Here is a 26,179-nt window from a genome sequence, read left to right as displayed (position 1 = left end):
CCGGCCGGCGAGCCGAACAGCTCAGCTGACCAGCGACTCCACCGACCGTGACGCGGCATACCTGACCAGCGGCAGTGCTCGTTCGGCGGCGAGCGCGATGCGCCCTGCCAACACCTCGGAGTTGACTCGATACCCGTCGAAATCAGTGTTGCTCGCATACACCCCCAGCGGCAGCGTGAGCGCCTGGAAGAACGAGAACAGCGGTCGCAGTTGATGCTCGATCATCAGCGCGTGCCGCTCTCCCCCGCCGGTCGCCGCCAGCAGCACGGGCGTTCCGACGAGCGCATACTGCCCGACGAAGTCGAACAGATGCTTGAACAGGCCGGTGAAGGATGCCCGGTACACCGGACTGCCTACGATCAGCAGGTCAGCCTGCTCAATCGCGACCAACTGTTCCTCGATGTGCAACGGCAGATCATCGCGACGCAGGGCTCCGGCCAGCGCCGGCCCGACCGTGGTCAGTTCGATCAGCAGCACCTCGCAGTCCGCGCGCTCGGCGATGGCTGCGGAGATAGCGCGCAGCAGCGCGGTCGTCTTGCTGGGCTCGTGCAGTGAGCCGGAGACGGCGACGATGCGGAATGGCGTGGTCATGGCGACGACGCTAGCGACGACGACGCCCTGTGGCGCACGAAGCGACACAGGGCGTCATCCAACGCAATTATGCGTCTCAGTTGAACTCGTTCGGGTGGCTGCCGACGCGGCCGGATCCATCGAGCGGGTCGAGTGCGTCGATCGCTGCGATCTCTGCATCCGTCAGTGTGAAATCGAACACATCGAGGTTCTCGCGCAGGCGCTCGATGCGCACCGACTTCGGGAACACGATGTTCCCCTTCTGCAGGTGCCAGCCCAGCACGACCTGCGCAGGGCTCTTGCCGTGCGCGGTGGCGGCTTCGGCGACAGCGGGGGTGCCGAACAGGTCGTACTTGCCCTGGCCGAGCGGACCCCAGGCCTCGATGCGGATGCCGTGGTCAGCAGCCCACGCGACGACCTCGCGCTGCTGGTACGCCGGGTGCAGCTCAATCTGGTTCACCGCGGGTGTGACGCCGGTCTCCTTGACCACGCGCTCGAGGTGCGGGACGAGGAAGTTCGAGACGCCGATGCTGCGGGTCAGGCCCTGCTCGCGCAGCTCGACGAGCTTGGCGAATGCGTGCACGAAGTTGTCCTTCGCAGGCGTCGGCCAGTGCACGAGGTACAGGTCGACCTGATCGATGCCGAGCTTCTCCAGGCTCTCGGCGATCGCTTTGTCGGGCTCGTCGCCATCGTGGCGGTCGTTCCACAGCTTCGTGGTGATGAAGAGTTCTTCGCGGGCGATACCGCTCTTTGCGATAGCGGCGCCGACGCCCTCTTCGTTGCCGTAGATCGCGGCGGTGTCGATGTGGCGGTAGCCGACCTCGAGCGCTTCGCTGACAGCTTTCTCGGTCTCCTCCTGCGGAACCAGGAAGACGCCGTAGCCGAGCTGCGGAATCGTGAAGCCGTCATTGAGAGTGATGGTGGGAATCGTCATGCGTTCAGCCTACGACCTGTGATGACAGGTACCGGCCCGAGATGACTCCGAATGTCGATCATCGTTGTCCGAGCACCGCATGAAGGGCCTCGGTGTAATCCTCGAAAGCGCGTCGACCGGTGCGGGTGAGCCCGATGTAGGTCACCGGAGTCCGCCCCTGGTGGGTTTTTTCCACGGCGATGTAATCAGCATCCTCAAGCTTGCGCAGATGCGTGGAGAGGTTGCCTGCCGTCATGTCCAGCAGCTCCTGTAGACGCGGAAAGGCGATGCTCTCCTCGTCTGCCAGCGTCGCAAGTGCCGCCGTGATCCGCAGTCGCGCTGCCGCATGGATGACCGGATCGAGTTCGGTCATGATCGCGCACCCGGAGCCATGCGGCTGCGTGCTCGCCGCATCCATATCCACGTCCACAGCGCGACGATCAGCAATCCCCCACCGCCGGCCAGCGCGTAGACGAGGTACTGACCGGGATAGCCGACGAACGGCGCCACAGCACTGACGATGATCGACCAGCCACCCAGAATCAGCATCGGAACAGCACGCCAGATCGCCGCGGCCGAGACGAACATGACGCCGACGAAGAAGATGTACGCCGACGGGTAGAAGACCCTCAGCAGATCCGAATGCATACCCTGAAGCACGAGCGCCTGGCCGAGCGCGAAGATCGCCAGGCAGCCGACCCACCAGGACTGTCCGTAGATGATTCCGACGAAGGCGGAGTCCTTGCCGCCGCGCAGGCCCGTGCCCGAACGGATCCCCAGAACGGTCGACAGGACTCCTGCCCCGCCCAGAAGCACGACGAATGCGCCGATCGCCACCCCAATCGGCAGCGAGAACGCGGCACCACGGCCATCGATCAGCCACAGCGCGCCGAACCCGAACAGCCAGGCGATGCCCCACGACAGCAGGATCAACGGCACGAACGCACCCTTTTGCCCTGCGACGCTGCGCTGCTGATCCCTCATCAGCGCCAGCATCTCGGCCGGGTCAAGAGGCTCTTCATCGAGTGACATGGTCGTACTCCGTTCTCGGGTCTGTCTGGTCATGGTTAACTTTGTACTGCAAACCACTTTGCATGTCAATGCCCGCGCGCACATCAGGGCGGCCTCGTCATACGATGGAGGGCTATGTCTACTGCCGATTTCGTCATCACCTATCCCTCGGAACTGCCCGTCAGCGCCGCGCGGGATGAGATCGCTGATGCCATCCGCAATCACCAGGTCGTGGTCGTGGCAGGAGCCACCGGGTCGGGTAAGACGACGCAGCTGCCCAAGATCTGCCTCGAACTCGGGCGAGAGAACATCGCGCATACGCAGCCGCGTCGCCTCGCCGCACGAACGATCGCCGAGCGCATCGCGGAAGAGCTGCAGGTGGAGCTGGGAACCAGCGTCGGATACAAAGTGCGCTTCACCGACAAAGTGTCGGCCACAACCAAGATCGCTCTGATGACCGATGGGATCCTGCTCAACGAGATCCACCGGGACCGGCTCCTGCGCCGATACGACACGATCATCATCGATGAGGCCCACGAGCGATCCCTCAACGTCGACTTTCTGCTCGGCTACCTCACTCGCATCCTGCCGGAGCGCCCGGATCTCAAGGTCATCATCACCTCGGCGACGATCGATCCGGTGAGCTTCGCGAAGCATTTCGCGTCCCCTGCCGGCATCCCGGCTCCTGTCATCGAGGTGTCTGGCCGCACCTATCCGGTCGAGATTCGGTACCGAGCTCCGGCCGACGCGAGCACAACTCCTGAAGAAACCGCGGCCGGGGCCTCTCCCGGGCCGACTTCAGCACGTTCTGGCAAGAAGTTCAGGAGTTATGCATCGGGAGCGGCGGCGACAGCGGCCGGAGAAGCCGAGGACGAGGTCTCCGCGATCGTTGCGGCGCTGCGCGAGCTCGATCGTGAAGCGCCCGGTGACGTGCTCGTGTTCCTGCCCGGCGAGGCCGAGATCCGGGATGCCGCGGATGCTGTGCGCGCCGCGTACACGTCAGCATCGGCGCCGGTGGAGGTTCTCCCCCTGTACGGGCGCCTGTCCGCCGCTGAGCAGCACCGCGTCTTCGAAAAAAGCCGCGTTGCGGGTGTCCGGCGCCGCGTCGTTCTGGCTACGAACGTCGCCGAGACGAGCCTGACCGTCCCCGGCATCAAATACGTCATCGACACGGGAACGGCACGCGTCTCCCGCTACAGCAACCGCTCGAAGGTGCAGCGACTGCCGATCGAAGCGATCTCGCAGGCGTCGGCGAACCAGCGCTCGGGACGCGCGGGACGAACCAGCGACGGCATCGCGATCCGCCTCTACAGCGAAGACGACTTCGATAAGCGCCCGGAGTTCACCGAACCCGAAGTGCTGCGCACATCCCTCGCTGCGGTCGTACTGCAGATGCTGTCACTCGGCTTCGGCGACATCACGGCTTTCCCGTTTCTCACCCCGCCCGATTCCCGCGGAATCCGCGCGGCCTTCGACCTGCTCACCGAGCTCGGTGCAGTGACCCTTCAACAGGCTCAGGGAGCGAATCCTGAGAGCCCGCGGCTGACGAAGATCGGCCGTGAGATCTCGCGGATGCCGATCGACCCCCGCTTCGCACGAATGTTGCTCGAGGCGCAGACCCCTTCGGCGGGCTCAGGGGCCGACGTCACCGCTGCTGTCCTCGCGATCGTCTCCGGTCTCACGATCCAAGACGTACGCGAACGGCCGTCCCAGGATGCACCGCAGAATGTGCGCGACTCCGCCGACAAGATGCACGCGCGATTCACGGATCCGACGAGTGACTTCCTCGCGATCCTGAACCTGTGGAACCATCTGCGCGAGCAGCAGCGCGAGCTCGGCTCCAGCGCTTTTCGACGGATGTGCCGTTCTGAGCACCTGAACTATGTGCGCGTGCGGGAGTGGTTCGACGTGCACCGCCAGCTGCGCTCGCTCGTGAAAACGGGGACGTCATCGAAGGAGGATGCGGCGGCTGACCCCGACGCGATCCATCGCGCGCTGCTGTCCGGGCTGCTGTCTCAGATCGGAACGCTCGATGAGCGCAACACCAAGACACCCCCCAAGGGGCAGGCGAAGAGCCAGAAAGATCCGAAGCGTCGCATCGCCGAATATCGCGGAGCACGCGGCATCCGCTTCTCGATCTTCCCAGGCTCGGGCCTGCGCAAGAAGGCGCCGCAGGCGGTCATGGCCGCCGAGATCGTCGAGACCTCCCGAACCTTCGCCCGCACCGTCGCCGCGATCGACCCGGCGTGGGCTGAGTCTCTGGCCGGTGACCTCGCGAAGCGGTCAATCTCGGAACCGCACTGGTCCAAGGATGCCGGATCGGCCATCGCCTACGAGAAGGTCACGCTCTTCGGCGTCGAGATCGTTCCGCGTCGGCGCATTCAGTTCGCCCGCGTCGACCGGGCCGCATCACGAGAGATGTTCCTGCGTCATGCACTGGTCGAGGGAGAGTGGGATCCGAGCCGACTCGACAAGCGCGTCAGCGCGTTCTGGCGCAGCAACCACGAATTGCGCAAGCGACTCGAGAAGCTCGAGGAACGCGAGCGCCGCCGCGACATCCTCGCCGGCGATGAAGAGGTGTTCCGCTTCTACGATGAGCGCGTCCCCGCCGATGTGTTCGACGTGCGCTCGTTCGAGAAGTGGTGGCGCGAATCGCTGCAACAGACCCCGAAGCTGCTGGTCATGCGCGAGAGCGATCTGATCGAAGACGATGAGCGCGCCGATCAGAATGAGTTCCCGACCCGCTGGACGCAGGGCGATCAGGTTCTCGGGCTCGCGTACCGTTTCGAGCCCGGTGCTGCGGACGACGGCGTCAGCGTCGTCGTGCCGTTGGCGCTGCTGGCACAGATCGAGGATCGCGGCTTTGACTGGCAGGTGCCGGGCCTGCGTGCAGAACTCGTCACGGCCCTTCTTCGAGCACTGCCCAAGACGATCCGCCGACATGTGGTCCCGGCCGCGGACTGGGCTGACAAGTTCGGCGAAGTGCTTGCGGAAGAGGGGCCGGAGCGGCACGGCGGACGGCCGCAACGCTCCATGAAAGAAGCACTCGCCCGCCTGATCCAGCCACTGGCGAATCAGCCGGTGAACGCCTCCGACTTCGACGACGAGCGCGTGCCCGGGCACCTGCGGATGAACTTCCGTGCGGTCGATGAACGCGGCCGGGTGGCAGGTTCCGCACGAGATCTCAGCGACCTTCAGTCGCAGCTGTCAGATCGCGCCCGCGCGAGTGTCGCCCGGTCGATCGCACGGCCGGAGCAGAATCGTCGAGGACCCCGGCCCGACGCAAACGCTGTTGCCGCAGCATCCGCACGGGGGCCGATCGAGCAGGACGGCCTCACCTCGTGGACCTTCGGAGATCTCCCCGAGGTGCTCGACACGAAGGTCGCCGGCGGTGTCGTCCGCGGCTATCCTGCGATCGTTGACCAGGGTAAAACCGTGTCGATCCGCGTCGAGTCGACAGCGGATGCCGCAAACGCCGCGACCAGCGACGGCGTGGTGCGCCTGATCCTGCTGAGCGTTCCCTCTCCTGCCTCGTACGTGCAGGGACATCTCACCTCGCAGGAGAAGCTCGCGCTGGCAGCATCGCCGTACTCGTCGGTCGCTGCTCTGATCGAAGATGCCAGAGTCGCGGTCGTACGCGCCGCGCTGCGATCGGATGCGATCATCCGCACCGAGTCGGAGTTCGTGGCCGCACGGGATGCTGTGAGCGCGACGCACGTCGATCAGCTGTTCACGACCGTCTCCCTCGTCGCGAAGATTCTCACGAAGTCGCGCGAGGTCGAGCGCGGCATCAAGTCGCAAAACTCGCTTGCTCTGCTCGGTCCGCTGAACGATATCCGCACGCAGCTCAGTGGCCTGTTGCATCCGGGATTCATCTCGGCGGCAGGCACCGAGCGATTGGCGCACTTCCCGCGTTATCTTGACGGCATGCTCGACCGGTTAAAGACGCTCGAGAGCGAACCGGGCAAGGATCGCACCCGCATGACCGAGTACGAACGTATGGCGAAGGCGTTTGAGGATGCTGGGGGGACGGTGCCGCTCCCCCGAGATGCAGCCCCCGCGCTTGAGGAGGCGCGCTGGCTGCTGGAAGAGTTCCGCATCAGCGTCTTCGCACAGCGGCTCGGTACCGCACAGCCGGTCTCGCCGCAGCGCATCCAGAAAGTGCTCGCGGCACGCTGAGCGAAACGTCGCGCGAGATACCCTGGCGAGATGAATCGGCAAACGGTCCCGTCAGGAGCTGCCCAGTTGTCCGCAGAAGCGAGCGGCAATACTGACGGCGCCGCGGTACTGCTGATCCATGCGGGCGTCACCGATCTGCGTTCCTGGGATCATCTGGTCGAGCACCTCGGCGCGGGCGTGCGTAGCATCCGGTACGACGCGCGTGGCTACGGCGAGACCACGTACGACGCAGACGACGGGTGGTCGCCCGTCACCGATACCCTCGCTGTTCTGGATGCCTCGAACGTGAACAGAGCGATCGTCGTGGGCTGCTCGATGGGCGGGCGCACAGCGATCGATCTTGCGCTCGCGCATCCGGAGCGAGTCTCAGCGTTGGTGCTGATCGCACCCGCCATCAGCGGCGCTCCGGAACCAGCACTCGAGCCTGTGGTCGCCGAACTTGATCTTGCGATCGATGCGGCCGACTCGCGTGGGGATCTCGATGAGATCAATCGGCTCGAGGCCCACGTCTGGCTGGACGGGCCCGGTCACGAAGGTCGCGTCACAGGGCCCGCGCGCACACGCTTCCTGGAGATGAACGGTCGTGCGCTCGCTGCTGCTGATCCCGGAGACCCCACAGCCACGCCCGATGCTTTCTCCGAACTCGGTCGGATCTCCGTACCGACCCTCCTCCTCGTCGGCGACCTCGATCTGAAGCACGTCCGCGAGAACGCGCGGCATGCCGCGGCTTCCATCCCGCAGTCACAACTGATCGAGCTCCGCGGCGTCGCTCATCTCCCGCATCTGGAAAGCCATCAGCCGACGCTGGATGCCATCGTCGAGTTTGTCGCCTCGACACCGCACAGCCGCAGCGCATAACAAAGGTGTTGCGCGAGGCCTGAGCGCCTGTCACACGGCGTCATCTCGATTAGCGCCAACCGGGCGATCGGGTGAGAATTGATTTCTCACCTCCTCTTCTTCCCCGAAAGGGGCCCTTGGCATTCCTATGATCACCATCGAGCACGTCAGCCGGTCGTTCGGCGGCACCCGCGCACTCGACGATGTCTCGCTCGAGATACCCCGCGGTCAGATCTTTGGCGTCGTCGGCCAGTCCGGTGCCGGCAAATCGACGCTGCTGCGCACCGTCAATGCACTCGAGCGCCCGGACTCCGGACGCGTCGTCGTCGACGGCGTGCAGATCTCGCATCTGGCCGGCAACGAACTGCGCGCAGCCCGGCACGGCATCGGCATGGTGTTCCAGCACTTCAATCTGGTGGGAAACCGTACGATCGCCCAGAACGTGGAGTTCGCGCTGGAAGCGGTCGGTCGTGCACGTGGCGACCGCACGAAGGATGCCCTCGAAATGCTCGACTTGGTCGGTCTCGCCTCCCGCGCCGGTGCCTACCCGGCGCAGCTCTCCGGCGGACAGCGTCAGCGCGTCGGCATCGCCCGCGCCCTGGCATCCCGCCCCAGCGTCCTGCTCTCGGACGAGGCGACCAGCGCACTCGACCCCGACACCACCCGCCAGATCCTCGCTCTGATGAAGCGGCTGTCGGGCGAGCTGGGACTGACGATCATGCTCATCACACATGAGATGGCTGTTGTGAAGCAGATCTGTGATGCCGCAGCGCTCCTCGAGCACGGTCGCGTGGTCGAGCAGGGTGCCCTGATCGATCTCATCCGCACGCCGGGCAGCCGTCTGGCACGAGACCTGTTCCCACTCGGCGATGTCCCCGAGATGCCGGGCTCCGCGGTCATCGACCTCACCTTTGCTGGCGAAGAGGCTGAGCGGCCGACCATCACGCTCCTCGCACGCGCTCTGGATTTGGATGTGTCGATCCTCGGCGCCACGATCGAGAACATCGCCGGATCACAGGCCGGTCGTACTCGGCTGGCGCTTCCGGCTGACCCCGCAGTTCTCGCTCGCGCTCAGGCGTTCCTCGCCGAGCACGACGTAGCCGTCGAAGTGGTGAAAGCAGCATGATCGACTACACATCCCCGGACTTCTGGCCCGATCTGTTCGACGTCATGCTCAAGGGCACGCTCGAAACGCTCTGGATGACCGCTGTCGCCATCCTCATCACGATCGTCGTCGGTCTCCCGCTAGGCATCGTGCTCGTCGGCACGGAGAAGGGTCGTTTCCTGGCGACTCCGTTCGGCTCCGCCACGGCCGGTGTGATCATCAACCGGCTGCTGGGGTTCATCGTGAACCTGGGTCGATCGGTGCCGTTCATCGTTCTGATGATCGCGCTCATTCCGCTGACCCGACTCCTGCTCGGCTCGTTCATCGGCACGGGGCCTGCGATCTTCCCGCTCACGCTCATCGCGATTCCGTTCTTCGCGCGCGTTGTGGAGATCGCCGTCAAGGAGGTCGATTCGGGTCTGCTCGAGGCGGCCGATTCGCTCGGGGCCACCCGCTGGCAGCTCGTGCGGCGCGTCATCCTCCCCGAGACCGGACCGGCAATCGTGCTCGGCATCGCAACGACCATCACCTCAATCATCAACTTCTCCGCCATGGTCGGCGTCGTCGGCGGCGGCGGGCTCGGAAACGTCGCGCTCACCTACGGCTTCCAGCGCTACAGCTGGGTGCACATCGTCGCCGTCGTGATCGTGCTGTTCGTGATCGTGCTGCTGGTGCAGTGGGCATGCAACGTGCTTGCGCGCCGTCTCGATCACGCCAATCGTGCCTCGCACTCTGCCGACGTCATCGCCGTCGGCGCCTGATTTCCTTTCACCCCTGACACCCCGGAGCATCATCATGTCTTTCTCCTCTCTCACTCGCGGCATCGCCATCGCCGCCGCAGGCGCCCTTGCACTCGGCCTCACCGCCTGTGCCGGATCGGACTCCACTCCGGCCGCCGACGGCTCTGAGGGCCTCGGCACGCTGAAGGTCGGCGCTCTGCCGGTCCCGGCCGGCGACATGCTGAAGTGGGTCTCCGAGAACCTCGCCGAGGAGAAGGGGCTCACGATCGAGTGGCAGGAGTTCACCGACTACAACACGCCGAACCCGGCGCTGTCGGACGGCTCGATCGATGCCAACCTGTTCCAGAACTCGACGTTCCTGGACACCTACAACACGCAGGCCGGAGACGAGTTGATCTCCCTCGGCGACATCTACCTGCCGGCCGCAGCTTTCTACAGCGAGAAGATCGACAGCCTTGACGAGCTCAAAAAGGGCGCCACGGTTGCGATCCCGAACGACCCGACGAACGAGGGTCGTGCGCTCGAGCTGCTCGCCGCCGAAGGCATCATCGAGATCAAGGACAACGCGACCACGATCACCGACATCACCGACAACCCCAAGGATCTGAAGTTTGTCGAGATCGAGAACGCTTCGCTCGCACTCGCTCTGCCCGACAACGACGCTGCCTTCGTGACCGCGTCGTTCGCGATTCCGGCCGGGCTCTCCGACGAGCAGGCGATCCTCCTCGAGGGCACCGACAGCAAGTACTACAACGTGCTGGCCACTCGTCCCGAGCTCAAGGATGACCCGCGCATCGTGGCTCTCATCGAACTTCTCAACGATGACCGCACCAAGGAGTTCATCCTGGAGACGTGGAAGGGACTCATCGTCCCCGTCGGCTGATCTCAGCGCCGTTGTGAAGCCCTCGCATCTTCGGATGTGAGGGCTTTGCTCGTTGCCGGTAGCCTGGCGTCATGGCTCACGCGATCGTGTACACAGAACTCGGCACCCCTGATGTCCTTCAGCTCGTAGAGATCCCCGATCCTGTCGCCGGCCCCGGTGAGGTCGTGGTGCGGATCGAGGCAGCGGGCGTCAACCCGCTGGATGCGAAGCTGCGCCGCGGCGCCCGCCCCGGCGCCCCGATCACCCAGCCGCGCCGCGTCGGTTTCGACGGCGCAGGAGTGATCGAGTCACTCGGCGAGGGCGTGAGCGAATTCGCCGTCGGCGACCGTGTGGCAATCGGCGGCACTGTGGGCACGTACGCCACTCACCTCGTCGTGAAGGTGGAGAATCTCGATCTGCTTCCGGATGCCGTGACCGCTGCCGAGGGCGCCGGTCTCAGCATCCCGATCGGAACCGCCTATCAGTGCCTGCGTTCGCTCAATGTCGGAGACGGCGATGTCTTGCTCGTGCACGCCGGTTCTGGCGCTGTGGGACAGGCCATGATTCAGTTTGCTGTCGCCTGGGGCGCAACCGTTGTCGCCACTGCAAGCCCGGCTCGCCACGAGCATCTGCGCGAGCTCGGCGCGATCCCTGTTGCATACGGCGATGGTCTCGCGGACCGCGTGCGGGCAGCTGTGGATGGCGACGTCACCGTCGCGCTCGACTGCATCGGCACCGATGAGGCGATTGAGACCTCCCTTGAACTCGTTACTGACCGCGATCGCATTGCGACGATCGTTCGCGGCCCGGATGCTGCCAGCTTCGGCATCCGTGCTTTCAGCGGCGGCTCTCCCGAGCCGCTCACGGCGCAGGAGCTCGCCTGGCGCGCAGAGGCCGTCGGTGTAGCGATCGAACTTATCGCGGCCGGAGACTTCCAGATCGAGCTCGGCGCCACGCTGCCGCTCGCCGAAGCCGCCGTGGCCCACCGCATGGTCGAGGAACACTCCGCCCGCGGCAAGATAACGCTGGTGCCGTGATCGTCCGCGCCCGTCGCCTCCGGCAGTGCCAAGTTTGAGGGATCCCAGCGACTCATCAGTCCCCCCGGAACCATTCACGTTCATGAATGCTCCCGGACGCAGCGGTGTCCCCCGACTCCAGCAGCCGGTCGTCGAGATCCTATTTTTCGGCGCATTCTGCGTTGTGGGGATTCTGCTGTCGGTGTTCCTGTTCACCAGGCACGGAGGCGGGGCAGCCCCTGCCGTCTCCGGCGTAATTGTGCTGATCTTCTGGGTCGTTCCCGGCGCTGTCGGAATGTACATCGGCTTCGTCCGACAGGTCTGGAAGCGGCGCTACAAGAAGGCCTACGGCACCCCACCGTTCTGATCGCGGGCTATGGGTACTGTCGGCCACGACGAAAGCGATCTCGGGCAGGCCCAGACGCACACGCAGAGCTGTCGAACAGTACGCGGCCCGTAGCAAGAACAACTGGCACCGGCGGGCAGCACGCTCTCAGGCGGCCGCACGAGCCTCGTCTCGCCGGCGAGCACCTTCGCGGAGCAGCGGCACCAGTCGCCGCGAACGGCCACACAGCATCTCCCTGACGTCAGCAACGTTGTGGCGTCACGCGACGTCATGAAGCCACACAGTGTGACACGAACCCCTCTTGTGCCCACCGCACACCTCAGAATCGTCAAAAGCGATGAGAGGAACAGGGCATGGCATACGAGAACACCACCCAGCGTCAGATCAAGTTCGGAGCGATTCTGACCGGAACCGGTGGCCCCGGTGATCAACTGCGCTGGCTGGATCCGGAGATCCCCGGAGACGCCAGCGTCGACATCGACTGGTACATCGAGTACGCACAGCTCGCTGAGCAGGCGAAGTTCGACCTGGTGTTCATCGTCGACAGTCAGTTCATCACCCCGCACTCCCCGCCGCACTACCTGAACCGGCTTGAGCCGCTGACGCTGCTTTCTGCCCTCGCGGTCGCCACCGAGCGCATCGGACTCGTCGGCACCGCAACCACGTCCTACAACACGCCGTACAACCTTGCCCGCCGCTTCGCCTCACTCGACTTGATCAGTCGCGGCCGCGCCGGATGGAACGTGGTGACCACCGGAGATGCCGGCACCGCCACCAACTACGGCCTCGATGAGCACTTCGACTACCCCACGCGGTACCGCAGGGCTGCCGAACACATCGAAGTCTCGCAGGCGCTGTGGGACAGCTACGAAGACGACGCCTTCCCGCGTGATCGTGAAAGCCGCGTGTTCCTCGACCCCACGAAAGTTCACGAGCTCCACCATGACGGCGAGTTCTTCCGCGTAGCCGGTCCCCTCAATATCCAGCGTTCCCCGCAGGGCCAGCCGGTCATCTTCCAGGCTGGCGACAGCAATGACGGTCGTGATCTCGGCGCACGCTTCGCCGACGGAATTTTCACACACGCCTCGAATATCCCTGACGACATCGCCTTCGCAGAAGACGTCAAAGGGCGCGCGGCAGCGGCCGGCCGCAACCCTGATCACGTGCTGATCCTCCCGGGCACGCGCATCGTCGTCGGCGACACCGACAATGACGCCCGAGCGATCGAGCGTGCGCAGCACGAATTGAGCAACTCTTTCGACATCACGCTGGCCGAGCTGGGACGACCGTTCGGCTGGCATGACTTCACGCAGTATGACCTGGATGCCCCGTTCCCTGATGTGTTGCATCTCGCCCAGCGCAGCTTCCGAACAAACGCAGAATCGATCGTCCGATTCGCCGAAAAGGACTCGTTCACGCTGCGCCAGGTAGTCGAGCGTCTGTCTGCGCTGCGCCCATCGCCGTTCGTCGGCTCGGCCGCCACCGTTGCCGATCGACTACAGGAGTGGTTCGAAGCTGGCGCCGTCGACGGCTTCAACGTCTACGTCTCGCATCCGTCTCAGTTCCGCAGGTTCGTCAACGAAGTGATCCCGATCCTGCAGGAGCGTGGCCTTCACCGCGCGGACTACACCGGGACGACCCTGCGCGAGCATCTCGGGCTGCCCTTCCTCGAGAATCGGCATGCCACAACGCCATCCGCTCAGTCAGAAATCACCCGGGCCGACGCGCTCAGCGTCATCGCCTGAGCATCCCGCCATCATCCGCACTCCGCACGCCCCCCACAGAAAGAAGATCGACCGTGACCAGATCCTGGCACTCCCTCGCCGCAGCAGCTATCGCAGTGACACTCACCGTGGGTATGTCGGCGTGCGCTTCGGCAGGCGACGATGGTCCTGCCTCGGGTGAAGATAATTCGGTGCTGCGGTGGTCGTTTGGCCTGCCGACCTCCTGGGATCCGGTGGCAAGTCGCACTGGCAACGACATCAACACCATCTCGCTCCCCTACGCCTCGCTCACCCGGTTGAATGAGGACGGAAACGTCGAACCGAGCCTCGCCGAATCCTGGGCATATGACGACACCGGGACCGCGATCACGTTCACGCTGCGAGACGATCTGACCTTCAGTGACGGCACCGCGTTGGATGCCGAAGCGGTAAAGGCCCATTTCGAACGAGGCAAGGAGCAGTCAGGCTCGCATCTGCGTGACCAGCTGGCAGATCTTGAGAGCGTCACCGCTGATTCAGAGACCGAGGTCACTCTGCACCTCGCCACGGTCGACTATCAGATCCCGTATCTAGTCGCCGGCCGCACCGGCGCCATCGCGAGTCCTACCGCTGCAAAAGACCCGAAGAAGCTCGCCGCCGCTCCGGTCGGCGCCGGCCCCTTCGTGCTCACCGATTTCGTCGCGGAATCGCACGCGTCATTCGTGAAGAACGACGATTACTGGGACGCCGACAACATCCACATCGATCGATTCAAGCTCACGACAGCATTGGACGCCGCCACCGTCGTATCCGCAGTGCAGTCCGGGTCGGTAGATGTCGCACGACTGCCCGCCACTCAGATCGAGCAGGCCGAGAAGGCGGGGCTCACCGTGACCATCGCGGGCACGCTCGCGGCCAGCGACGCATCACTCAACCTCAACCAGGCTCCGCTTGATGACCCGGCCGTCGTCGCGGCTCTCCGCTACGCGTTCGATCGCCAGGCCTTCGTTGACGCCGTCACCGCCGGCACCGGCACGATCACGCATCAGCCGTTCCCGGAGGGGTACATCGCCTTCAACCCGGAGATTGAGAAAATCTGGGGCTACGACCCCGACAAGGCACGCCAGATCCTCAGCGACGCGGGCTACGAAGACGGTGACCTCTCGATCGAGATCACCGCGCACGCTGGCAGCGAGTTGGACGCACAGCTCACACAGTCACAGCTCGCAGATATCGGCATCGACTCCACCATCAGTCTGGTGCCCACCGGCTCCACGACATGGCAGGACGAGGTTTACGTCGCTAAGTCGCCGCAGCTCGCTCTGGACGGGACGATTGGGCGCGAGTCACCCGTCGCGAACCTGCTCGCGACATACGGCCCTGACGGCATCATGAACCTGAGCGGTCCGCATTCCTCAGACGAGTTCCTCGCGGCTTTGGATGCTGTGCGCGCGACGCCGATCGACTCCCCGGATTACCAGGAGGTCCTGTGGAACGCCGTGCGTGTGGGCGTCGAGCAGTCTCCGACGAACTACTTGTACAGCAATCCCTGGGTATTCGTCTCTCGCTCCAGCGTGAGTGAACTCAATCTGCTTCCCTCACAGGTGCGCTGGGAAGGAGTGCAGGTCAGCGGTTGAACCCGCAGACCTGACGTCATGATGAAGTTCGCGCGCCTACTGGGCAGCACAGCACTCATAGTCGTGCCGGTGTTCATCTTCGCGACGCTCATCACCTTCGTCCTCGGCGCAGCGAGCGGTCTGAGCCCTGCCGCATCGCTGTCGGGGGATGAGGCGACACCCGAGCGCATCGCGCAAATCAACGCGGAACTGGGCCTCGATCAGCCGGTGCTGCTGCGCTACTTCACGTGGATGGGGTCGATGCTGAGCGGAGACCTCGGCGCCAGCTGGTACAACGGATTCAGCGTCTCGGAGCTGATCGGACAGCGTCTGGCCATCACCGCCTCGATCGTCTCGGTCGCCCTCGTCTTGGGGATCGTATCGGGCGTAGTGCTGGGCGGTATCGCAGCGGTGAACCAGGGGCGCCCGATTGACCGTGCGATCACAGCCGTCACCTCAGTGGTGTCGACGCTGCCTCCGTTCGTGGTCTCGATCGGCCTGATCGTCGTATTCAGCGTATGGCTGCACCTGCTGCCATCTTCGGGGTACGTTCCGTTCGGCCAGAACCCGGGCCTGTGGTTTCAGCTGATCATCATGCCCGCAGTGGCGCTGAGCCTGGATCCGGCAGCGGACATTGCCCGTCAGCTTCGCACCGGACTCGTACATTCGCTGGATCAGCCATACATCATCGGTGCGACTGTGCGGGGTCTTCATCCGCGGCGCATCCTGCTCAACCACGCACTTCGCAACGGGGCCGGTCCCGCGGTCGCCGTGCTGGGAATGAAGATTCCTGCGCTTCTGGGAGGTGCAGTCGTCACCGAGACGATCTTCAATATGCCGGGCTTCGGTCTACTCTCGGCCGATTCCGCACTGCGTGGCGACGTTCCTGTGGTGCAGGGCACTCTGGTCGTCGCGATCGTTCTGGTGCTGTTGTTCAACGTCCTCGTGAACATTACGCTGACGGCTCTCCAGCCTGCTTCGCGAAGGAGTGCGATATGAAGTTCATCGCTGTCATCCGCCCGACGAGCGCGAAGCTGGCGTTGGCGATTCTCTTGCTTATCGCGGTGCTCACCGTGTTCGGCCCGCTGCTGGCACCGCAGGATCCGTACGCGCAGGACACATCCGTGATGTTGCAGGGGCCCAGCCTGGCTCATCTGCTGGGCACCGACGAATTGGGGCGTGATGTTCTGAGCCGACTTCTCACTGGCTCGCCGCTCTCGGTACTGTCTGCGCTGATGGCCGTCGTGATCGGACTTGTCCTCGGCGTCGTTCCGGCGCTGCTGTCAGTTCACCTCTCTCGCACATTCGAATGGTTCGCGCTCCGGCTGACGGACGCACTCATGACGTTGCCTTTTCTCGTGTTCGCGATCGCGATGACGGCTTTGTTGGGCAACGGAGTACCCCAGGCGATGTGCGCCGTCGGCATTCTCATCTCCCCCGCGTTCTTCCGGGTGACGCGCGCGGCCGCGTTGACCGCATCGCACTCGCAGTATGTCGAGGCCGCAGAGTTGATGGGCGCGTCCACGTTCTGGATTCTGCGCAGGCACGTCTGGCGTCATGTCTTGCCCGCCATCACCGTCACGGCCGCAGGGCTCACCGGAGCTGCGCTCGTCATCGTCGCCTCGCTGACCTTCCTCGGGATCGGCGTCGTCCCGCCCGAACCGACGTGGGGTGGCCTGCTTGCGAGCGACCTGAAGTATCTGTATCAGCGTCCCCTCGGTCCCCTCGCCCCGGCTGCATTAATCGTCGCTACCGTCTGGGCATTCAACGCTCTGGCCGATGCGCTGCGCGACGCCCAGACTCACCGCGCTTCTACACCAGCTGAATCGTCGACACCCCAGGAGGTATCCGCATGACACTGCTCGAGGTCTCGCATCTGACGATCACAACCGATGACGCTCTGGCGCTCGTCGATGATGTGTCCTTCCGTCTCGAGCGAGGCGAGGCCCTGGGCATCGTCGGTGAGTCCGGCAGCGGCAAGTCGCTGTCCTGCCGCGCCGTGCTCGGAATCGTGCCGGAGTCGCTGAACGTCACTGCTCTCGGAATAGTCTTCGATGACGTCGACCTCGCGTCCGCAACGCCATCGCAGTGGCGCCGAATCCGTGGCACGCGCATCGGCGCAGTGTTCCAGGATCCAGGCTCCTATCTGAATCCCTCGATCAGTGTCGGACGACAGCTCGCAGAGGTACACCGGCTCAAAAATGGGCGCGGTCGGCGCGATGCTTGGTCCAGCGCAGTCACGGCTCTCGGAGACCTCGGCCTGTCCACGCCCGAGCTAACAGCTCACCGACTCCCCCACGAACTCAGCGGCGGCATGCTGCAGCGCGTGCTTCTGGCGATTGCGATCGCAGAGTCTCCGGAACTACTCATCGCCGACGAACCCACCACCGCGCTCGATGTCACGGTGCAGGCCGAAGTGCTCGATGTAATCGCTGACCTGCGCGCTACGACTGGGCTCGCCGTGCTGTTTGTATCGCACGATCTTCCTGTCGTCGCCCACCTGTGCGAACGCATTCACGTCATGCAGCACGGTCGGATCATCGAATCCGGAACCTCTGCCGATGTTCTGCAGTCACCCGCGCACCCGTATACGCGCTCTCTCCTCACAGCTCACGCGGAATACGGGCTGGATCGCTTCCTGAATCGCGAAGTCGCGCATGTCTGATCTTGTGCGCATTGAGAACGCCACGCTCGGCTATGGCGGCCGCACGCGAGGCCGCGCCGTACTGCGTGACATCTCGCTCACCATTGGCGCCGAGGAGCGAGTCGGCCTGATCGGCGAAACCGGATCAGGAAAGTCCACTCTTGCTCGCAGTCTGCTCGGCCTCACCACGGTGTTCTCCGGCACGGTGTCCGTGGATGGTAACGACCTCGCTGGCCTGCGGGGACGGCCGCTACGCGCATTTCGGCGATCCGGAACGGTGCAGTACGTCTATCAGGATCCTTTGCGCAGCCTCGACCCCGACGTGAGCGTGGATCACTCTGTCGCAGAGGGACTCGCAATTCGTGGTGGGATCTCGGTCGCGCAATCACGCGAACGCGTCGCAGAAGCAATCCGACTCGTCGGACTTGACCCGGCGCTCGGAGCCCGACTTCCGAGCGAACTCTCCGGCGGACAACGTCAGCGGATCGTGCTCGCTCGGGCACTCGTGCTGGCGCCGCACCTGCTCATTCTTGACGAGCCGGTCAGCGCGCTCGATGCCTCCAGCCGGGTCCAGGTGCTCGATCTGCTCAGGCTCGCCGGTACTGAACGGCAGTTGGCGCAGCTGTTCATCTCACACGACCTCGGCTCCATCGCGGGCGTTACCGATCGGCTGATCGTGCTGTACCAGGGCGAGATCGTGGAGGATGCACCCACCATCGATGTCCTCGCAAATCCGCAGCATCCCTACACAAAGTTGCTCATCGAATCCGCTCCGACGCTGACGGTAGCTGGCGCGAATCGAGAACGTCGGAAAGAGCTGCGAACCGCACTTCAGAGCTTCACACTATGACCGGGACCGCAACAGTTCGACACATCCCGCGCGCCGCGGGGTCCCAGACCCAAGGATGGATCGCATGAGCACGAACATCTCTCCCTCCGCCGTCTGGCCTGCCGCCCGCGTGCGCGGCACACTCGCCGTTATCACCGGCCGCGGCGAGCGCGCCGCCGTGTACGAGCGATTCGGACGCCGGCTCAGCGCCGACGGATACACCGTCGGCGTTTTCGAAGCGGATGCTGATGCCGCAGGCGCGTGGCTCGACACCGTGGATGCACCGCGCGTGCTCGTCGGCTCTGATTCCGGCGCTGCATCCGTTCTCCGCGTGCTCGCGCAGGGCGCCACAGCCGATGCCGCCATCATCGCCGGGACCCCGATCGATGCCGAGGGCGACGCCGTCACCGCCCAGCCGACCGACGCGGAACGCACGGCCTGCCCGCTGCACCTCGGCGTGCTCGGCACGGATGAGGCGCGCACCGCGCCGGTCGCCGTCGAGCCTGTCCCCGCATCCGCTGACCTGGCCGCCGTTGCCGTTCCGGTGCTCGCCTTCCACGGTTCGGCAGATCGGGTTTCCCCGATCACCGAAACTGCCTCCCTGCTGAGCGCAGTGCCCGATCTGGAGCTGGTCGAGACCATCGACGGATTGCACGACGCACTGAACGACGTCTCGCACCGCAGCGTCGCAGCATCCATCGTGCTGTGGCTCGAGCGCTTGCGCGGCGGAGACGTGCACACACCCGTGCTTCGCGCCCTTCGACAGGTTCAGGGAGCAGACCGACACGAACCCGCCGACGCATGACCGCGTTCGCGACCCAGCAGGTACAGGCCGGATACGTCACCGGCGTGCCGCAGAACAGTGCCGTCGCTCCCATCTATCAAACCGCCGCCTACGAGTTCGCCTCGCTCGCGGATGCCGCAGGCCTGTTCGCGCTGCGCACCCCGGGCAATCTGTACAGCCGCAACGCGAGCCCCACCCAGCAGGTTCTGGAGGAGCGCGTGGCGACGCTGGAGGGCGGCGCATCAGCCGTCGCCGTCGCCTCCGGGCAGGCCGCCGTCGCCGTCACCCTGCTCGCTCTCGCTGCGCGCGGTGGGCATATCGTCGCCGCCAGCCAGTTGTACGGCGGCACGGTCGATCTGCTCCAGGACACGCTCGACGATTTCGGCATCACGGTGTCGTTCGTCGACCAGGATGATGCGGATGCCTGGCGCACCGCGATCCGACCGGAGACCCGTGTTCTGTTCGCCGAGTCCGTCGCGAACCCCGTGGCACAGGTGCTCGACATCCGCCTAGTTGCAGATATCGCCCACGATGCCGGCATCCCCCTCGTCGTCGACAACACTGTTGGCACGCCGTATCTGATCCGTCCCGGCGAGCACGGTGCCGACTTCGTTGTGCATTCGGCGACGAAGTTCCTCTGCGGCCACGGCACTTCGCTCGGCGGTGTCGTCGTTGACCAGGGCACCTTCAATTTCGGCGCAGAGCCCGAGCGCTGGCCGCAGTTCACCGCGCCGTACAAGCGGTTCGGAGACCTCATCCTGTGGGAGCGCTTCGGCATCGGACTGGCCTTCGCGGCGCTCGTGAAGTCGAAGTATGTGCACGACCTCGGCCCGTCGCTGTCGCCGTTCAATGCCTGGCAGATCCTGCAGGGCATCGAGACGCTCGATCTGCGGGTGTCCCGTCAGAGCACGACGGCGCTCACGATCGCGCGGCATCTGCAGAAGCATCCGAAGGTCGCGGCCGTCCATCACCCCGGCCTTGCTGACAACCGTTGGCATCCACTCGCCGAACGCTACCTGCCGCGGGGTGTTCCCTCCGTGTTCTCCTTCGATCTCGCCGGCCCCGAGAACGACGCGGCACAAGCCCGCGCCGGCCGGGTGATCGATGCCCTCGAGACCGTGCGGCTGGTCGCGAACATCGGCGATGCTCGCAGCCTCGTCGCGCATCCGGCATCCATGACGCACTCGCACCTGGATCCGCAGCAGCGGGCAGCCGCCGGCATCTCACTGAACACCATCCGCCTCAGCGCCGGTCTGGAAGATCCTGCCGACATCATCGCCGACCTCGACCGCGCACTCACGTACGCCTGACGACTGGAGCACCATGGGCATCAACCTCGGATACTGGACACCCGTCTACGGAGGCTTCCTGCGCAACGTCACCGACGAGGGGCGGATGGCTGCGACCTGGGATTACATCCGCGAAGTGTCGGTGAAAGCAGATCGGCTCGGCTTCCACACCACCCTCGTTCCCGAGCTGTACCTGAACGACCGCAAGGGAATCGACGCACCCAGCCTGGAGGCTTGGTCGCTGTCGGCGGCGATCCTCGCCGTCACCGATCATCTGCGCGTCATGACCGCCGTCCGTCCCGGCTTCCATCTCCCCGCCGTGCTCGCCAAGACCGTCAGCACCCTCGACACGGTAGCTCCCGGCCGCATCGCTCTCAATGTCGTCGCGGCCTGGTGGGCTGAAGAGGCACGGCAGTTCGGCGGCAACTTCCCCGCCCACGATGCGCGCTACACCCAGGCGAAAGAGTTCGTCGAGGTGCTCAACGGGCTGTGGGAGCGGACGCCGTTCAGCTTCGCCGGCGACCACTATGAGTTCGAGGACACCATCGTCGAGCCGAAGCCGTCCACGCATCCGGTGGTCTTCGCCGGCGGCGAGAGCGAGGCCGGCCGGGAGGTGATCGCCGACTTCGCCGATGCCTACGTCATGCACGGCGGCACACTCGACGAAGTGCGTGACAACGTCGCCGATATGAATGCCCGCTCCGATCGTCTGCATGGCCGGCCGGTGTCAGAATTCGGGATGCCGGCATACGTCATCGTCCGCGACACCGAGGCCGAGGCGCGGCGAGAGCTCGACCGGATCACTACGGTCGATCCGGCCTCCCCCGGATACGCCTCGTTCGAGCAGTTCCGTGAGAATTCACAGCTCTCGCTGGAGGTCAGCAGGCGCGAGTACTCCGTCGGCACCCGCGGTCTGCGACCCGATCTGGTCGGCACCGCCGAGCAAGTCGCCGAGCGCATCAACGCATATGCCGAGGCCGGCATCACGCTGCTGCTGATCCAGGCTTCCCCGCTGGATGAGGAGCTCGAGCGGATCGCCGAACAGGTATTTCCGCTGGTCCCGCAGGATGCCCTCACATCTGCTCTACGCTGAAAGCATGACTGGTCTTCGCTGGGGAATCCTCGCCACGGGCGGCATCGCCCATTCGTTCGCTTCTGATCTGCGCACCGCCGGACTCGATCTGGTCGCTGTCGGCTCGCGTTCGCAGGCTTCGGCCGATAAGTTCGCGGCAGAGTTCTCGATCCCGCGTGCGCACGCCTCTTACGAGGCTCTGGTCGCCGATCCGGATGTTGACATCATCTACGTCTCCACCCCGCACCCGATGCACCATGCCGGCGCGAAGCTCGCTCTGGAAGCAGGCAAGCACGTGCTCGTGGAGAAGTCGTTCACACTGAACCGCGCCGAAGCAGAGGATCTGCAGCGCATCGCCACCGAACGCGGGCTGCTGGCGATGGAAGCGATGTGGACGCGGTATCTGCCACACATGGTGCGCATCCGCGAGATCATCGCCGAGGGCACGCTGGGAGAGATCCGAGCTGTCACCGCCGATCACACGCAGCTGCTCCCCTCCGACCCGACTCACCGCCTCAACGCGCTGGAGCTCGGCGGCGGCGCACTGCTGGATCTCGGCATCTACCCGGTCTCGTTCATCTGGGACATCCTCGGTGCCCCGACCTCCATCAAGGCCGTCGCTCGTCTGGTGGAGACCGGCGCCGACGCCGAAGTCGCAACGCTCATGACGCACGAGGGCGGCGCCGTATCAACCAGCATCTCCTCCTCGCGGGCAGCCGGTGCCAACGTCGCCACGATCGTCGGAACCCAGGCGCGCATCGAGATCGACCGTGTCTGGTACTGCCCGACCTCGTTCCGTGTGATCGGCCCGGACGGCTCGGTTCTCGAGAGCTACGAGTCAGAGATCGACGGCCGCGGCATGCAGTACCAGGCCTTCGCCGCCGAAGGCGCAGTAGCCGCTGGAGACACCGCGGGTGCCCTGCTGCCGCTCCCCCTCGCGGAGTCCGTCGCGATCATGGGAACGCTCGATGAGATCCGCGCCCAAATCGGCGTCCGCTACCCGAGCGAGAGGAACGCAAATGTCTGATCCCCAGGACCCTCGCGTCGCGGTCTACCTCGACTTCGACAACATCGTCATCTCTTGGTACGACCGCGTGCACGGGCGAAACGCCTACGGCAAGGACCGGCAGCGCATCACCGAGAACCCGAATGATCCTGACGTCATCGAGCGGCTCCGGGGCGCGATGATCGAGGTCGGTGCGATCATCGACTACGCCGCATCCTTCGGCACGCTGGTGCTCACTCGCGCCTACGCCGACTGGTCATCCCACGTGAATGCTGAGTACCGCTCGCAGCTCGTCGCTCGTGCGGTCGACCTTGTGCAGCTGTTCCCCGCCGCCGCGTACGCGAAGAACGGTGCCGACATTCGTCTGGCCGTGGATGCTGTGGAAGACATGTTCCGCCTCCCCGACCTCACCCACGTGGTCATCGTCGCTGGCGACAGCGACTACGTTCCTCTCGCACAGCGCTGCAAGCGCCTCGGACGTTATGTGATCGGCGTGGGCGTCGCAGGATCCACAGCCAAGTCGCTGGCCGCCGCGTGCGACGAATTCGAGTCCTATGATTCGCTGCCGGGTGTCGTACGCCCCGTGCCCAAGCAGGCGGCCCCACCCGCTGAGCCTGTGACACCGCAGGTCACCGAGCCGGTTGCGTCGCGGAAAACTGCGGATGCCGAGCCGGCTGCGCCCCGTACCACCCCGGATGCCGCGCCCGAAGCCCCCGCGACGAAGCCCAAGGCCGCGTCCAAGGGCCGCACGAAGAAGGCGACCAAGCCTGCCGAGCCCGCAGCGCCCGCCGAAGAGACTGAGCCGACTCCGACCACCGAGCAGGAAGAAGCCACCCTGCTGCTTGAGCGCGCGCTTCGCCTCGGGCACGACAAAGCCGGTGCGGATGAGTGGCTGCACAGCTCTGCGGTGAAGACGCACATGCGCCGCATGGATCCGTCGTTCAGTGAGAAGGCGCTCGGCTACCGGTCGTTCTCGGACTTCCTCAAGTCTCGCGACGACATCACCGAGCTTGAAGAGACCGGCCACGAGCGGGTGGTCCGCCTGCGCGAGGGCGCTTAGGCAGCGGGGAGGCTGCCGAGCTGACGGCGGGGATCCCCAGGCTCTCCCCCTCTAGGGCCAGCGGACCAGCTCCCGCGCGTCGAGGTGCAGACCGGCGATCATGCAGCGCACTGATCCGCCGGCGAGCTCGATCGTCGGCACCGGCAGGGCGATGATCTCGCAACTGCGCTCGATGACAGCGCGCTGATCGTCCCGCAACGCTGCGAGCGCGCGGGTCGAGAGCGCGAGGATGCGACGACCGTCCGCCTGCAGCTCAATCGCATTCCCGGCGAATGATGCGATCTGCGAGGCAGTCAGGTCGATGATCTCCCGCCGCCCGCGTGCGCCCAGGCGCATGACGACCTCTTCACGACGAGCATGATCGGCAATGAGTCCGAGGCCCACCATCACGAAGTCCGTGGCAATCGTCATCATCACGTTGGTGTGATAAATCGGTGCGCCGGTCTGGTCGACGGCATCCATCACCATCGGCTCATAACCGAACATGGAGCAGAATCTCTCCAGCAGCACGGGATCGGCGCGCCGGGAGCGGGCCACGTACACGATGCGCAACTCATGATCGATGACCATCGCGCCGGTGCCCTCCAGGAAGAGGCCGTCAGGCTCCATCCCGGAGTAGTCGATCACCTGCTGCACCCGGTACTGCCTCTTCAGCATCTCGACGATGTCGGCCCGACGCTCCGTGCGCCGGTTCGGCGCATACATCGGGAAGAGTGCGACGTGGCCGCCGGGATGCGTGGAGAACCAGTTGTTCGGAAACACGCTGTCCGGTCGCTGCGGATCGGTGTCGTCAAAGAGGTGAACTCTCACGCCCGCCTCGGTGAGTGTCTGTGCGGCGCGCGTGACCTCGTCGTGCGCCAGTCGGGCGACCTCATCGCGGGCAACTTCCGGCAGCGCCTGAAACACGTTGTCGGCCGCTGTCTCCGGGTTGGGGAGGAATCGCTGCGGCCGCACCATGACGACCGCACTGGGCGCCTGGACCGACACCTCAGCCGACCGGAGAGAACGCGCCGAGCATGCCGAACAGATCCTTGGGGTCCTCCGGTGCTGCGACGAGATCGATCTCGCTCTCGTAGTCCGTACCGGCGACCTGGTCACGCACGTAGCGCAGTGCCGAGAAGTCTTCGATGGCGAAGCCGACTGAGTCGAACAGGGTGATATCTGCCGCGGAGGTGCGCCCTTCCTTACGGCCGAGCAGCACTTCCCACAGCTCGGTGACGGGGAAGTCGTCGCTCTGGTGCTGGATCTCACCCTCGATGCGGGTCTGCGGCGTGTACTCGACGAACACGCGTGCACGGTCGAGGATCGCCGGGTCAAGCTCAGTCTTTCCGGGGCAGTCTCCGCCAATGGCATTCACGTGCATCCCCGCTGCGACATCGGCATCGTGCAGCACTGTGGCGAGCTGCTTGTCGGCCGTGCATGTCGTGATGATGTCTGCACCGCGAGCCGCGTCAGCTGCCGATGAGGCGGCCTCGATGCTGAAGCCGAGCGGTGTCAGATTGCGAGCGAGCTTGGCGATGGCATCCGGATCCACGTCATAGACCCGTAGCGTGTCGATGCCGAGCGCCTGCCGGAAGGCGAGCGCCTGGAACTCCGCCTGGCTGCCGGTTCCAATCATCGCCATGACCTGCGAATCCGGGCGAGCCAGAGCGCGGGCGGCGAGGGCTGAGGTGGCGGCCGTGCGGAGAGCCGTGAGCAGGGTCATCTCGGCGAGGAAGGTCGGATAGCCGTTGTGCACGTCGGCGAGGACGCCGAAGGCGGTGACGGTCTGGAATCCGCGCTGCGGGTTGGAGGGATGCCCGTTGACGTATTTGAAGCCGTACGTTTCGTGATCGCTGGTGGGCATCAGCTCGATCACGCCGAAGGGGGTGTGGCTGGCAACACGGGGCGTCTTGTCGAACTGCTCCCAGCGACGGAAGTCCGCGTCGAGGTAGTCGATCATTCCCGTGATGCAGCGTTGGGGACCATGATCTGCGATCCACCGGCTCATGTTGCGGACATCGACCAAGCGCGTCATGATCTTCCCCTTTTGTCGTTGTTCCGTCCCCACGGTACGCGTTGGCGATATGCAAGATCAATGCGCACATTGCCGAGCGGATCATCAGAACATGCGCATTCTGGTCAGTATCGCTTTACGATGTGTACATGAAACACCTCGATGACCTCGACCGCCGGCTGCTGGCGGCACTGCGCCAGGATGGTCGGGCATCCAGTGCGGCCCTGGCGCGAATGCTGGATGTCTCGCGCGCGACCGTGTCGGCCCGCATCGACCGGCTGCAGGAAAACGGCACGATCATCGGCTTCACAGCGCGTGTGCGCGATGAAGCCGATCCGCTGACGATCCACGCCATTGCGCTCATCGAGGTCGAGGGGCGCACCACCGACACGGTCATTCGGCGCCTGCGCGGCATCCCCGAGATCATCGCCCTGCACAGCACCAACGGCGGGTGGGATTTGGTCGCCCAGCTGCGCATGGAAACCCTCGGTGACTTCGACCGGTTGCTCGGGCTGATCCGCTCGATCGAGGGCGTGCAGAACTCGCAGACGAGCCTGCTGCTGTCCAGTGTGCTGCGCTGAGCACTCCGGCGGATAGGCTC

General features: G+C 65.0%; 25 protein-coding genes. 19 read left to right on the top strand and 6 right to left on the bottom strand.

Annotated elements, in window-relative coordinates:
- Positions 1 to 21: 21 nt before the first annotated feature.
- The 4 genes from msuE to ACW5CM_RS10490 form a co-directional block, all read right to left on the bottom strand.
- Positions 22 to 591: an FMN reductase gene (gene msuE, locus ACW5CM_RS10505; protein ID WP_439255981.1), complete on the bottom strand. Its 570-nt coding sequence runs from the start codon at positions 589 to 591 to the stop codon at positions 22 to 24.
- 76 nt (positions 592 to 667) lie between these two features.
- Positions 668 to 1,504, bottom strand: coding sequence for an aldo/keto reductase (locus ACW5CM_RS10500; RefSeq protein WP_457124966.1), 837 nt, complete (start codon positions 1,502 to 1,504; stop codon positions 668 to 670).
- A gap of 58 nt (positions 1,505 to 1,562) precedes the next feature.
- Positions 1,563 to 1,856 (bottom strand): transcriptional regulator, encoded by a 294-nt coding sequence (locus ACW5CM_RS10495; protein WP_457124965.1) that lies wholly within the window; start codon positions 1,854 to 1,856, stop codon positions 1,563 to 1,565.
- Entirely contained in the window at positions 1,853 to 2,515 is a 663-nt protein-coding gene (locus ACW5CM_RS10490; RefSeq protein WP_457124964.1) for a hypothetical protein, read from the bottom strand. Before ACW5CM_RS10490 ends, ACW5CM_RS10495 begins: the two co-directional genes overlap by 4 nt.
- A gap of 114 nt (positions 2,516 to 2,629) precedes the next feature.
- Between ACW5CM_RS10490 and hrpA the strand changes: the two genes are divergently transcribed.
- The 18 genes from hrpA to ACW5CM_RS10400 all read left to right on the top strand — a co-directional run bounded on the left by hrpA (position 2,630) and on the right by ACW5CM_RS10400 (position 23,582).
- Entirely contained in the window at positions 2,630 to 6,673 is a 4,044-nt protein-coding gene (gene hrpA, locus ACW5CM_RS10485) for an ATP-dependent RNA helicase HrpA (protein WP_457124963.1), read from the top strand.
- 30 nt (positions 6,674 to 6,703) lie between these two features.
- A complete protein-coding gene (locus ACW5CM_RS10480) occupies positions 6,704 to 7,531 on the top strand; it encodes an alpha/beta fold hydrolase (RefSeq protein ID WP_439255976.1) in 828 nt (275 codons plus the stop codon).
- Between the two features lie 127 nt (positions 7,532 to 7,658).
- Positions 7,659 to 8,636, top strand: a complete 978-nt coding sequence (locus ACW5CM_RS10475; protein ID WP_457124962.1) for a methionine ABC transporter ATP-binding protein — start codon at positions 7,659 to 7,661, stop codon at positions 8,634 to 8,636.
- Entirely contained in the window at positions 8,633 to 9,376 is a 744-nt protein-coding gene (locus tag ACW5CM_RS10470) for a methionine ABC transporter permease (protein ID WP_438255006.1), read from the top strand. The genes ACW5CM_RS10475 and ACW5CM_RS10470 overlap by 4 nt, the downstream gene beginning before the upstream one ends.
- A 34-nt stretch (positions 9,377 to 9,410) precedes the next feature.
- Complete coding sequence (locus ACW5CM_RS10465) at positions 9,411 to 10,238, top strand: MetQ/NlpA family ABC transporter substrate-binding protein (RefSeq protein WP_457124961.1); 828 nt, start codon at positions 9,411 to 9,413, stop codon at positions 10,236 to 10,238.
- Between the two features lie 71 nt (positions 10,239 to 10,309).
- Positions 10,310 to 11,254: a quinone oxidoreductase family protein gene (locus tag ACW5CM_RS10460; protein WP_457124960.1), complete on the top strand. Its 945-nt coding sequence runs from the start codon at positions 10,310 to 10,312 to the stop codon at positions 11,252 to 11,254.
- Positions 11,255 to 11,336: 82 nt separating this feature from the next.
- Entirely contained in the window at positions 11,337 to 11,600 is a 264-nt protein-coding gene (locus ACW5CM_RS10455; protein ID WP_457124959.1) for a hypothetical protein, read from the top strand.
- 332 nt (positions 11,601 to 11,932) lie between these two features.
- A complete protein-coding gene (locus tag ACW5CM_RS10450; RefSeq protein ID WP_457124958.1) occupies positions 11,933 to 13,324 on the top strand; it encodes an LLM class flavin-dependent oxidoreductase in 1,392 nt (463 codons plus the stop codon).
- A gap of 53 nt (positions 13,325 to 13,377) precedes the next feature.
- Complete coding sequence (locus ACW5CM_RS10445) at positions 13,378 to 14,919, top strand: ABC transporter substrate-binding protein (protein WP_457124957.1); 1,542 nt, start codon at positions 13,378 to 13,380, stop codon at positions 14,917 to 14,919.
- Positions 14,920 to 14,937: 18 nt separating this feature from the next.
- Positions 14,938 to 15,897 (top strand): ABC transporter permease, encoded by a 960-nt coding sequence (locus ACW5CM_RS10440; protein ID WP_457124956.1) that lies wholly within the window; start codon positions 14,938 to 14,940, stop codon positions 15,895 to 15,897.
- The gene (locus ACW5CM_RS10435; RefSeq protein WP_457124955.1) at positions 15,894 to 16,754 is read left to right on the top strand and encodes an ABC transporter permease; all 861 of its coding nucleotides are present in this window, start codon (positions 15,894 to 15,896) and stop codon (positions 16,752 to 16,754) included. Before ACW5CM_RS10440 ends, ACW5CM_RS10435 begins: the two co-directional genes overlap by 4 nt.
- On the top strand, positions 16,751 to 17,563 hold the full coding sequence (locus ACW5CM_RS10430) for an ABC transporter ATP-binding protein (protein ID WP_457124954.1): 813 nt from the start codon (positions 16,751 to 16,753) through the stop codon (positions 17,561 to 17,563). Before ACW5CM_RS10435 ends, ACW5CM_RS10430 begins: the two co-directional genes overlap by 4 nt.
- A complete protein-coding gene (locus tag ACW5CM_RS10425; RefSeq protein ID WP_439255968.1) occupies positions 17,556 to 18,392 on the top strand; it encodes an ABC transporter ATP-binding protein in 837 nt (278 codons plus the stop codon). Before ACW5CM_RS10430 ends, ACW5CM_RS10425 begins: the two co-directional genes overlap by 8 nt.
- 64 nt (positions 18,393 to 18,456) lie before the next feature.
- Positions 18,457 to 19,176, top strand: a complete 720-nt coding sequence (locus tag ACW5CM_RS10420) for an alpha/beta hydrolase (protein ID WP_438254992.1) — start codon at positions 18,457 to 18,459, stop codon at positions 19,174 to 19,176.
- The gene (locus ACW5CM_RS10415) at positions 19,173 to 20,465 is read left to right on the top strand and encodes an O-acetylhomoserine aminocarboxypropyltransferase/cysteine synthase family protein (RefSeq protein ID WP_457124953.1); all 1,293 of its coding nucleotides are present in this window, start codon (positions 19,173 to 19,175) and stop codon (positions 20,463 to 20,465) included. The genes ACW5CM_RS10420 and ACW5CM_RS10415 overlap by 4 nt, the downstream gene beginning before the upstream one ends.
- A 13-nt stretch (positions 20,466 to 20,478) precedes the next feature.
- Positions 20,479 to 21,537: an LLM class flavin-dependent oxidoreductase gene (locus ACW5CM_RS10410; RefSeq protein ID WP_457124952.1), complete on the top strand. Its 1,059-nt coding sequence runs from the start codon at positions 20,479 to 20,481 to the stop codon at positions 21,535 to 21,537.
- A 4-nt stretch (positions 21,538 to 21,541) separates the two neighbouring features.
- On the top strand, positions 21,542 to 22,543 hold the full coding sequence (locus ACW5CM_RS10405; protein ID WP_457124951.1) for a Gfo/Idh/MocA family protein: 1,002 nt from the start codon (positions 21,542 to 21,544) through the stop codon (positions 22,541 to 22,543).
- A complete protein-coding gene (locus ACW5CM_RS10400; protein ID WP_457124950.1) occupies positions 22,536 to 23,582 on the top strand; it encodes an NYN domain-containing protein in 1,047 nt (348 codons plus the stop codon). Before ACW5CM_RS10405 ends, ACW5CM_RS10400 begins: the two co-directional genes overlap by 8 nt.
- Positions 23,583 to 23,633: 51 nt before the next feature.
- Here ACW5CM_RS10400 and ctlX read toward each other — a convergent pair whose 3' ends face one another.
- A complete protein-coding gene (gene ctlX / locus ACW5CM_RS10395; RefSeq protein WP_457124949.1) occupies positions 23,634 to 24,539 on the bottom strand; it encodes a citrulline utilization hydrolase CtlX in 906 nt (301 codons plus the stop codon).
- A gap of 31 nt (positions 24,540 to 24,570) precedes the next feature.
- On the bottom strand, positions 24,571 to 25,599 hold the full coding sequence (locus ACW5CM_RS10390) for an ornithine cyclodeaminase (RefSeq protein ID WP_457124948.1): 1,029 nt from the start codon (positions 25,597 to 25,599) through the stop codon (positions 24,571 to 24,573).
- 128 nt (positions 25,600 to 25,727) lie between these two features.
- Here ACW5CM_RS10390 and ACW5CM_RS10385 point away from each other — a divergent pair, with 128 nt between their 5' ends.
- Positions 25,728 to 26,159: an Lrp/AsnC family transcriptional regulator gene (locus tag ACW5CM_RS10385; RefSeq protein ID WP_438254981.1), complete on the top strand. Its 432-nt coding sequence runs from the start codon at positions 25,728 to 25,730 to the stop codon at positions 26,157 to 26,159.
- Positions 26,160 to 26,179: the final 20 nt, after the last annotated feature.

The sequence above is a fragment of the Microbacterium wangyouchuni genome, assembly GCF_054072595.1.
This window is presented reverse-complemented; position numbering and strand designations above follow the sequence as displayed.

What these genes read in the sequence shown, in the direction of transcription:
- msuE (WP_439255981.1), bottom strand. Translation starts at nt 591, where the DNA reads ATGACCACGCCATTCCGCATCGTCGCCGTCTCCGGCTCACTGCACGAG.
- ACW5CM_RS10500 (WP_457124966.1), bottom strand. Translation starts at nt 1,504, where the DNA reads ATGACGATTCCCACCATCACTCTCAATGACGGCTTCACGATTCCGCAG.
- ACW5CM_RS10495 (WP_457124965.1), bottom strand. Translation starts at nt 1,856, where the DNA reads ATGACCGAACTCGATCCGGTCATCCATGCGGCAGCGCGACTGCGGATC.
- ACW5CM_RS10490 (WP_457124964.1), bottom strand. Translation starts at nt 2,515, where the DNA reads ATGTCACTCGATGAAGAGCCTCTTGACCCGGCCGAGATGCTGGCGCTG.
- hrpA (WP_457124963.1), top strand. Translation starts at nt 2,630, where the DNA reads ATGTCTACTGCCGATTTCGTCATCACCTATCCCTCGGAACTGCCCGTC.
- ACW5CM_RS10480 (WP_439255976.1), top strand. Translation starts at nt 6,704, where the DNA reads ATGAATCGGCAAACGGTCCCGTCAGGAGCTGCCCAGTTGTCCGCAGAA.
- ACW5CM_RS10475 (WP_457124962.1), top strand. Translation starts at nt 7,659, where the DNA reads ATGATCACCATCGAGCACGTCAGCCGGTCGTTCGGCGGCACCCGCGCA.
- ACW5CM_RS10470 (WP_438255006.1), top strand. Translation starts at nt 8,633, where the DNA reads ATGATCGACTACACATCCCCGGACTTCTGGCCCGATCTGTTCGACGTC.
- ACW5CM_RS10465 (WP_457124961.1), top strand. Translation starts at nt 9,411, where the DNA reads ATGTCTTTCTCCTCTCTCACTCGCGGCATCGCCATCGCCGCCGCAGGC.
- ACW5CM_RS10460 (WP_457124960.1), top strand. Translation starts at nt 10,310, where the DNA reads ATGGCTCACGCGATCGTGTACACAGAACTCGGCACCCCTGATGTCCTT.
- ACW5CM_RS10455 (WP_457124959.1), top strand. Translation starts at nt 11,337, where the DNA reads ATGAATGCTCCCGGACGCAGCGGTGTCCCCCGACTCCAGCAGCCGGTC.
- ACW5CM_RS10450 (WP_457124958.1), top strand. Translation starts at nt 11,933, where the DNA reads ATGGCATACGAGAACACCACCCAGCGTCAGATCAAGTTCGGAGCGATT.
- ACW5CM_RS10440 (WP_457124956.1), top strand. Translation starts at nt 14,938, where the DNA reads ATGATGAAGTTCGCGCGCCTACTGGGCAGCACAGCACTCATAGTCGTG.
- ACW5CM_RS10435 (WP_457124955.1), top strand. Translation starts at nt 15,894, where the DNA reads ATGAAGTTCATCGCTGTCATCCGCCCGACGAGCGCGAAGCTGGCGTTG.
- ACW5CM_RS10430 (WP_457124954.1), top strand. Translation starts at nt 16,751, where the DNA reads ATGACACTGCTCGAGGTCTCGCATCTGACGATCACAACCGATGACGCT.
- ACW5CM_RS10425 (WP_439255968.1), top strand. Translation starts at nt 17,556, where the DNA reads ATGTCTGATCTTGTGCGCATTGAGAACGCCACGCTCGGCTATGGCGGC.
- ACW5CM_RS10420 (WP_438254992.1), top strand. Translation starts at nt 18,457, where the DNA reads ATGAGCACGAACATCTCTCCCTCCGCCGTCTGGCCTGCCGCCCGCGTG.
- ACW5CM_RS10415 (WP_457124953.1), top strand. Translation starts at nt 19,173, where the DNA reads ATGACCGCGTTCGCGACCCAGCAGGTACAGGCCGGATACGTCACCGGC.
- ACW5CM_RS10410 (WP_457124952.1), top strand. Translation starts at nt 20,479, where the DNA reads ATGGGCATCAACCTCGGATACTGGACACCCGTCTACGGAGGCTTCCTG.
- ACW5CM_RS10405 (WP_457124951.1), top strand. Translation starts at nt 21,542, where the DNA reads ATGACTGGTCTTCGCTGGGGAATCCTCGCCACGGGCGGCATCGCCCAT.
- ACW5CM_RS10400 (WP_457124950.1), top strand. Translation starts at nt 22,536, where the DNA reads ATGTCTGATCCCCAGGACCCTCGCGTCGCGGTCTACCTCGACTTCGAC.
- ctlX (WP_457124949.1), bottom strand. Translation starts at nt 24,539, where the DNA reads ATGGTGCGGCCGCAGCGATTCCTCCCCAACCCGGAGACAGCGGCCGAC.
- ACW5CM_RS10390 (WP_457124948.1), bottom strand. Translation starts at nt 25,599, where the DNA reads ATGACGCGCTTGGTCGATGTCCGCAACATGAGCCGGTGGATCGCAGAT.
- ACW5CM_RS10385 (WP_438254981.1), top strand. Translation starts at nt 25,728, where the DNA reads ATGAAACACCTCGATGACCTCGACCGCCGGCTGCTGGCGGCACTGCGC.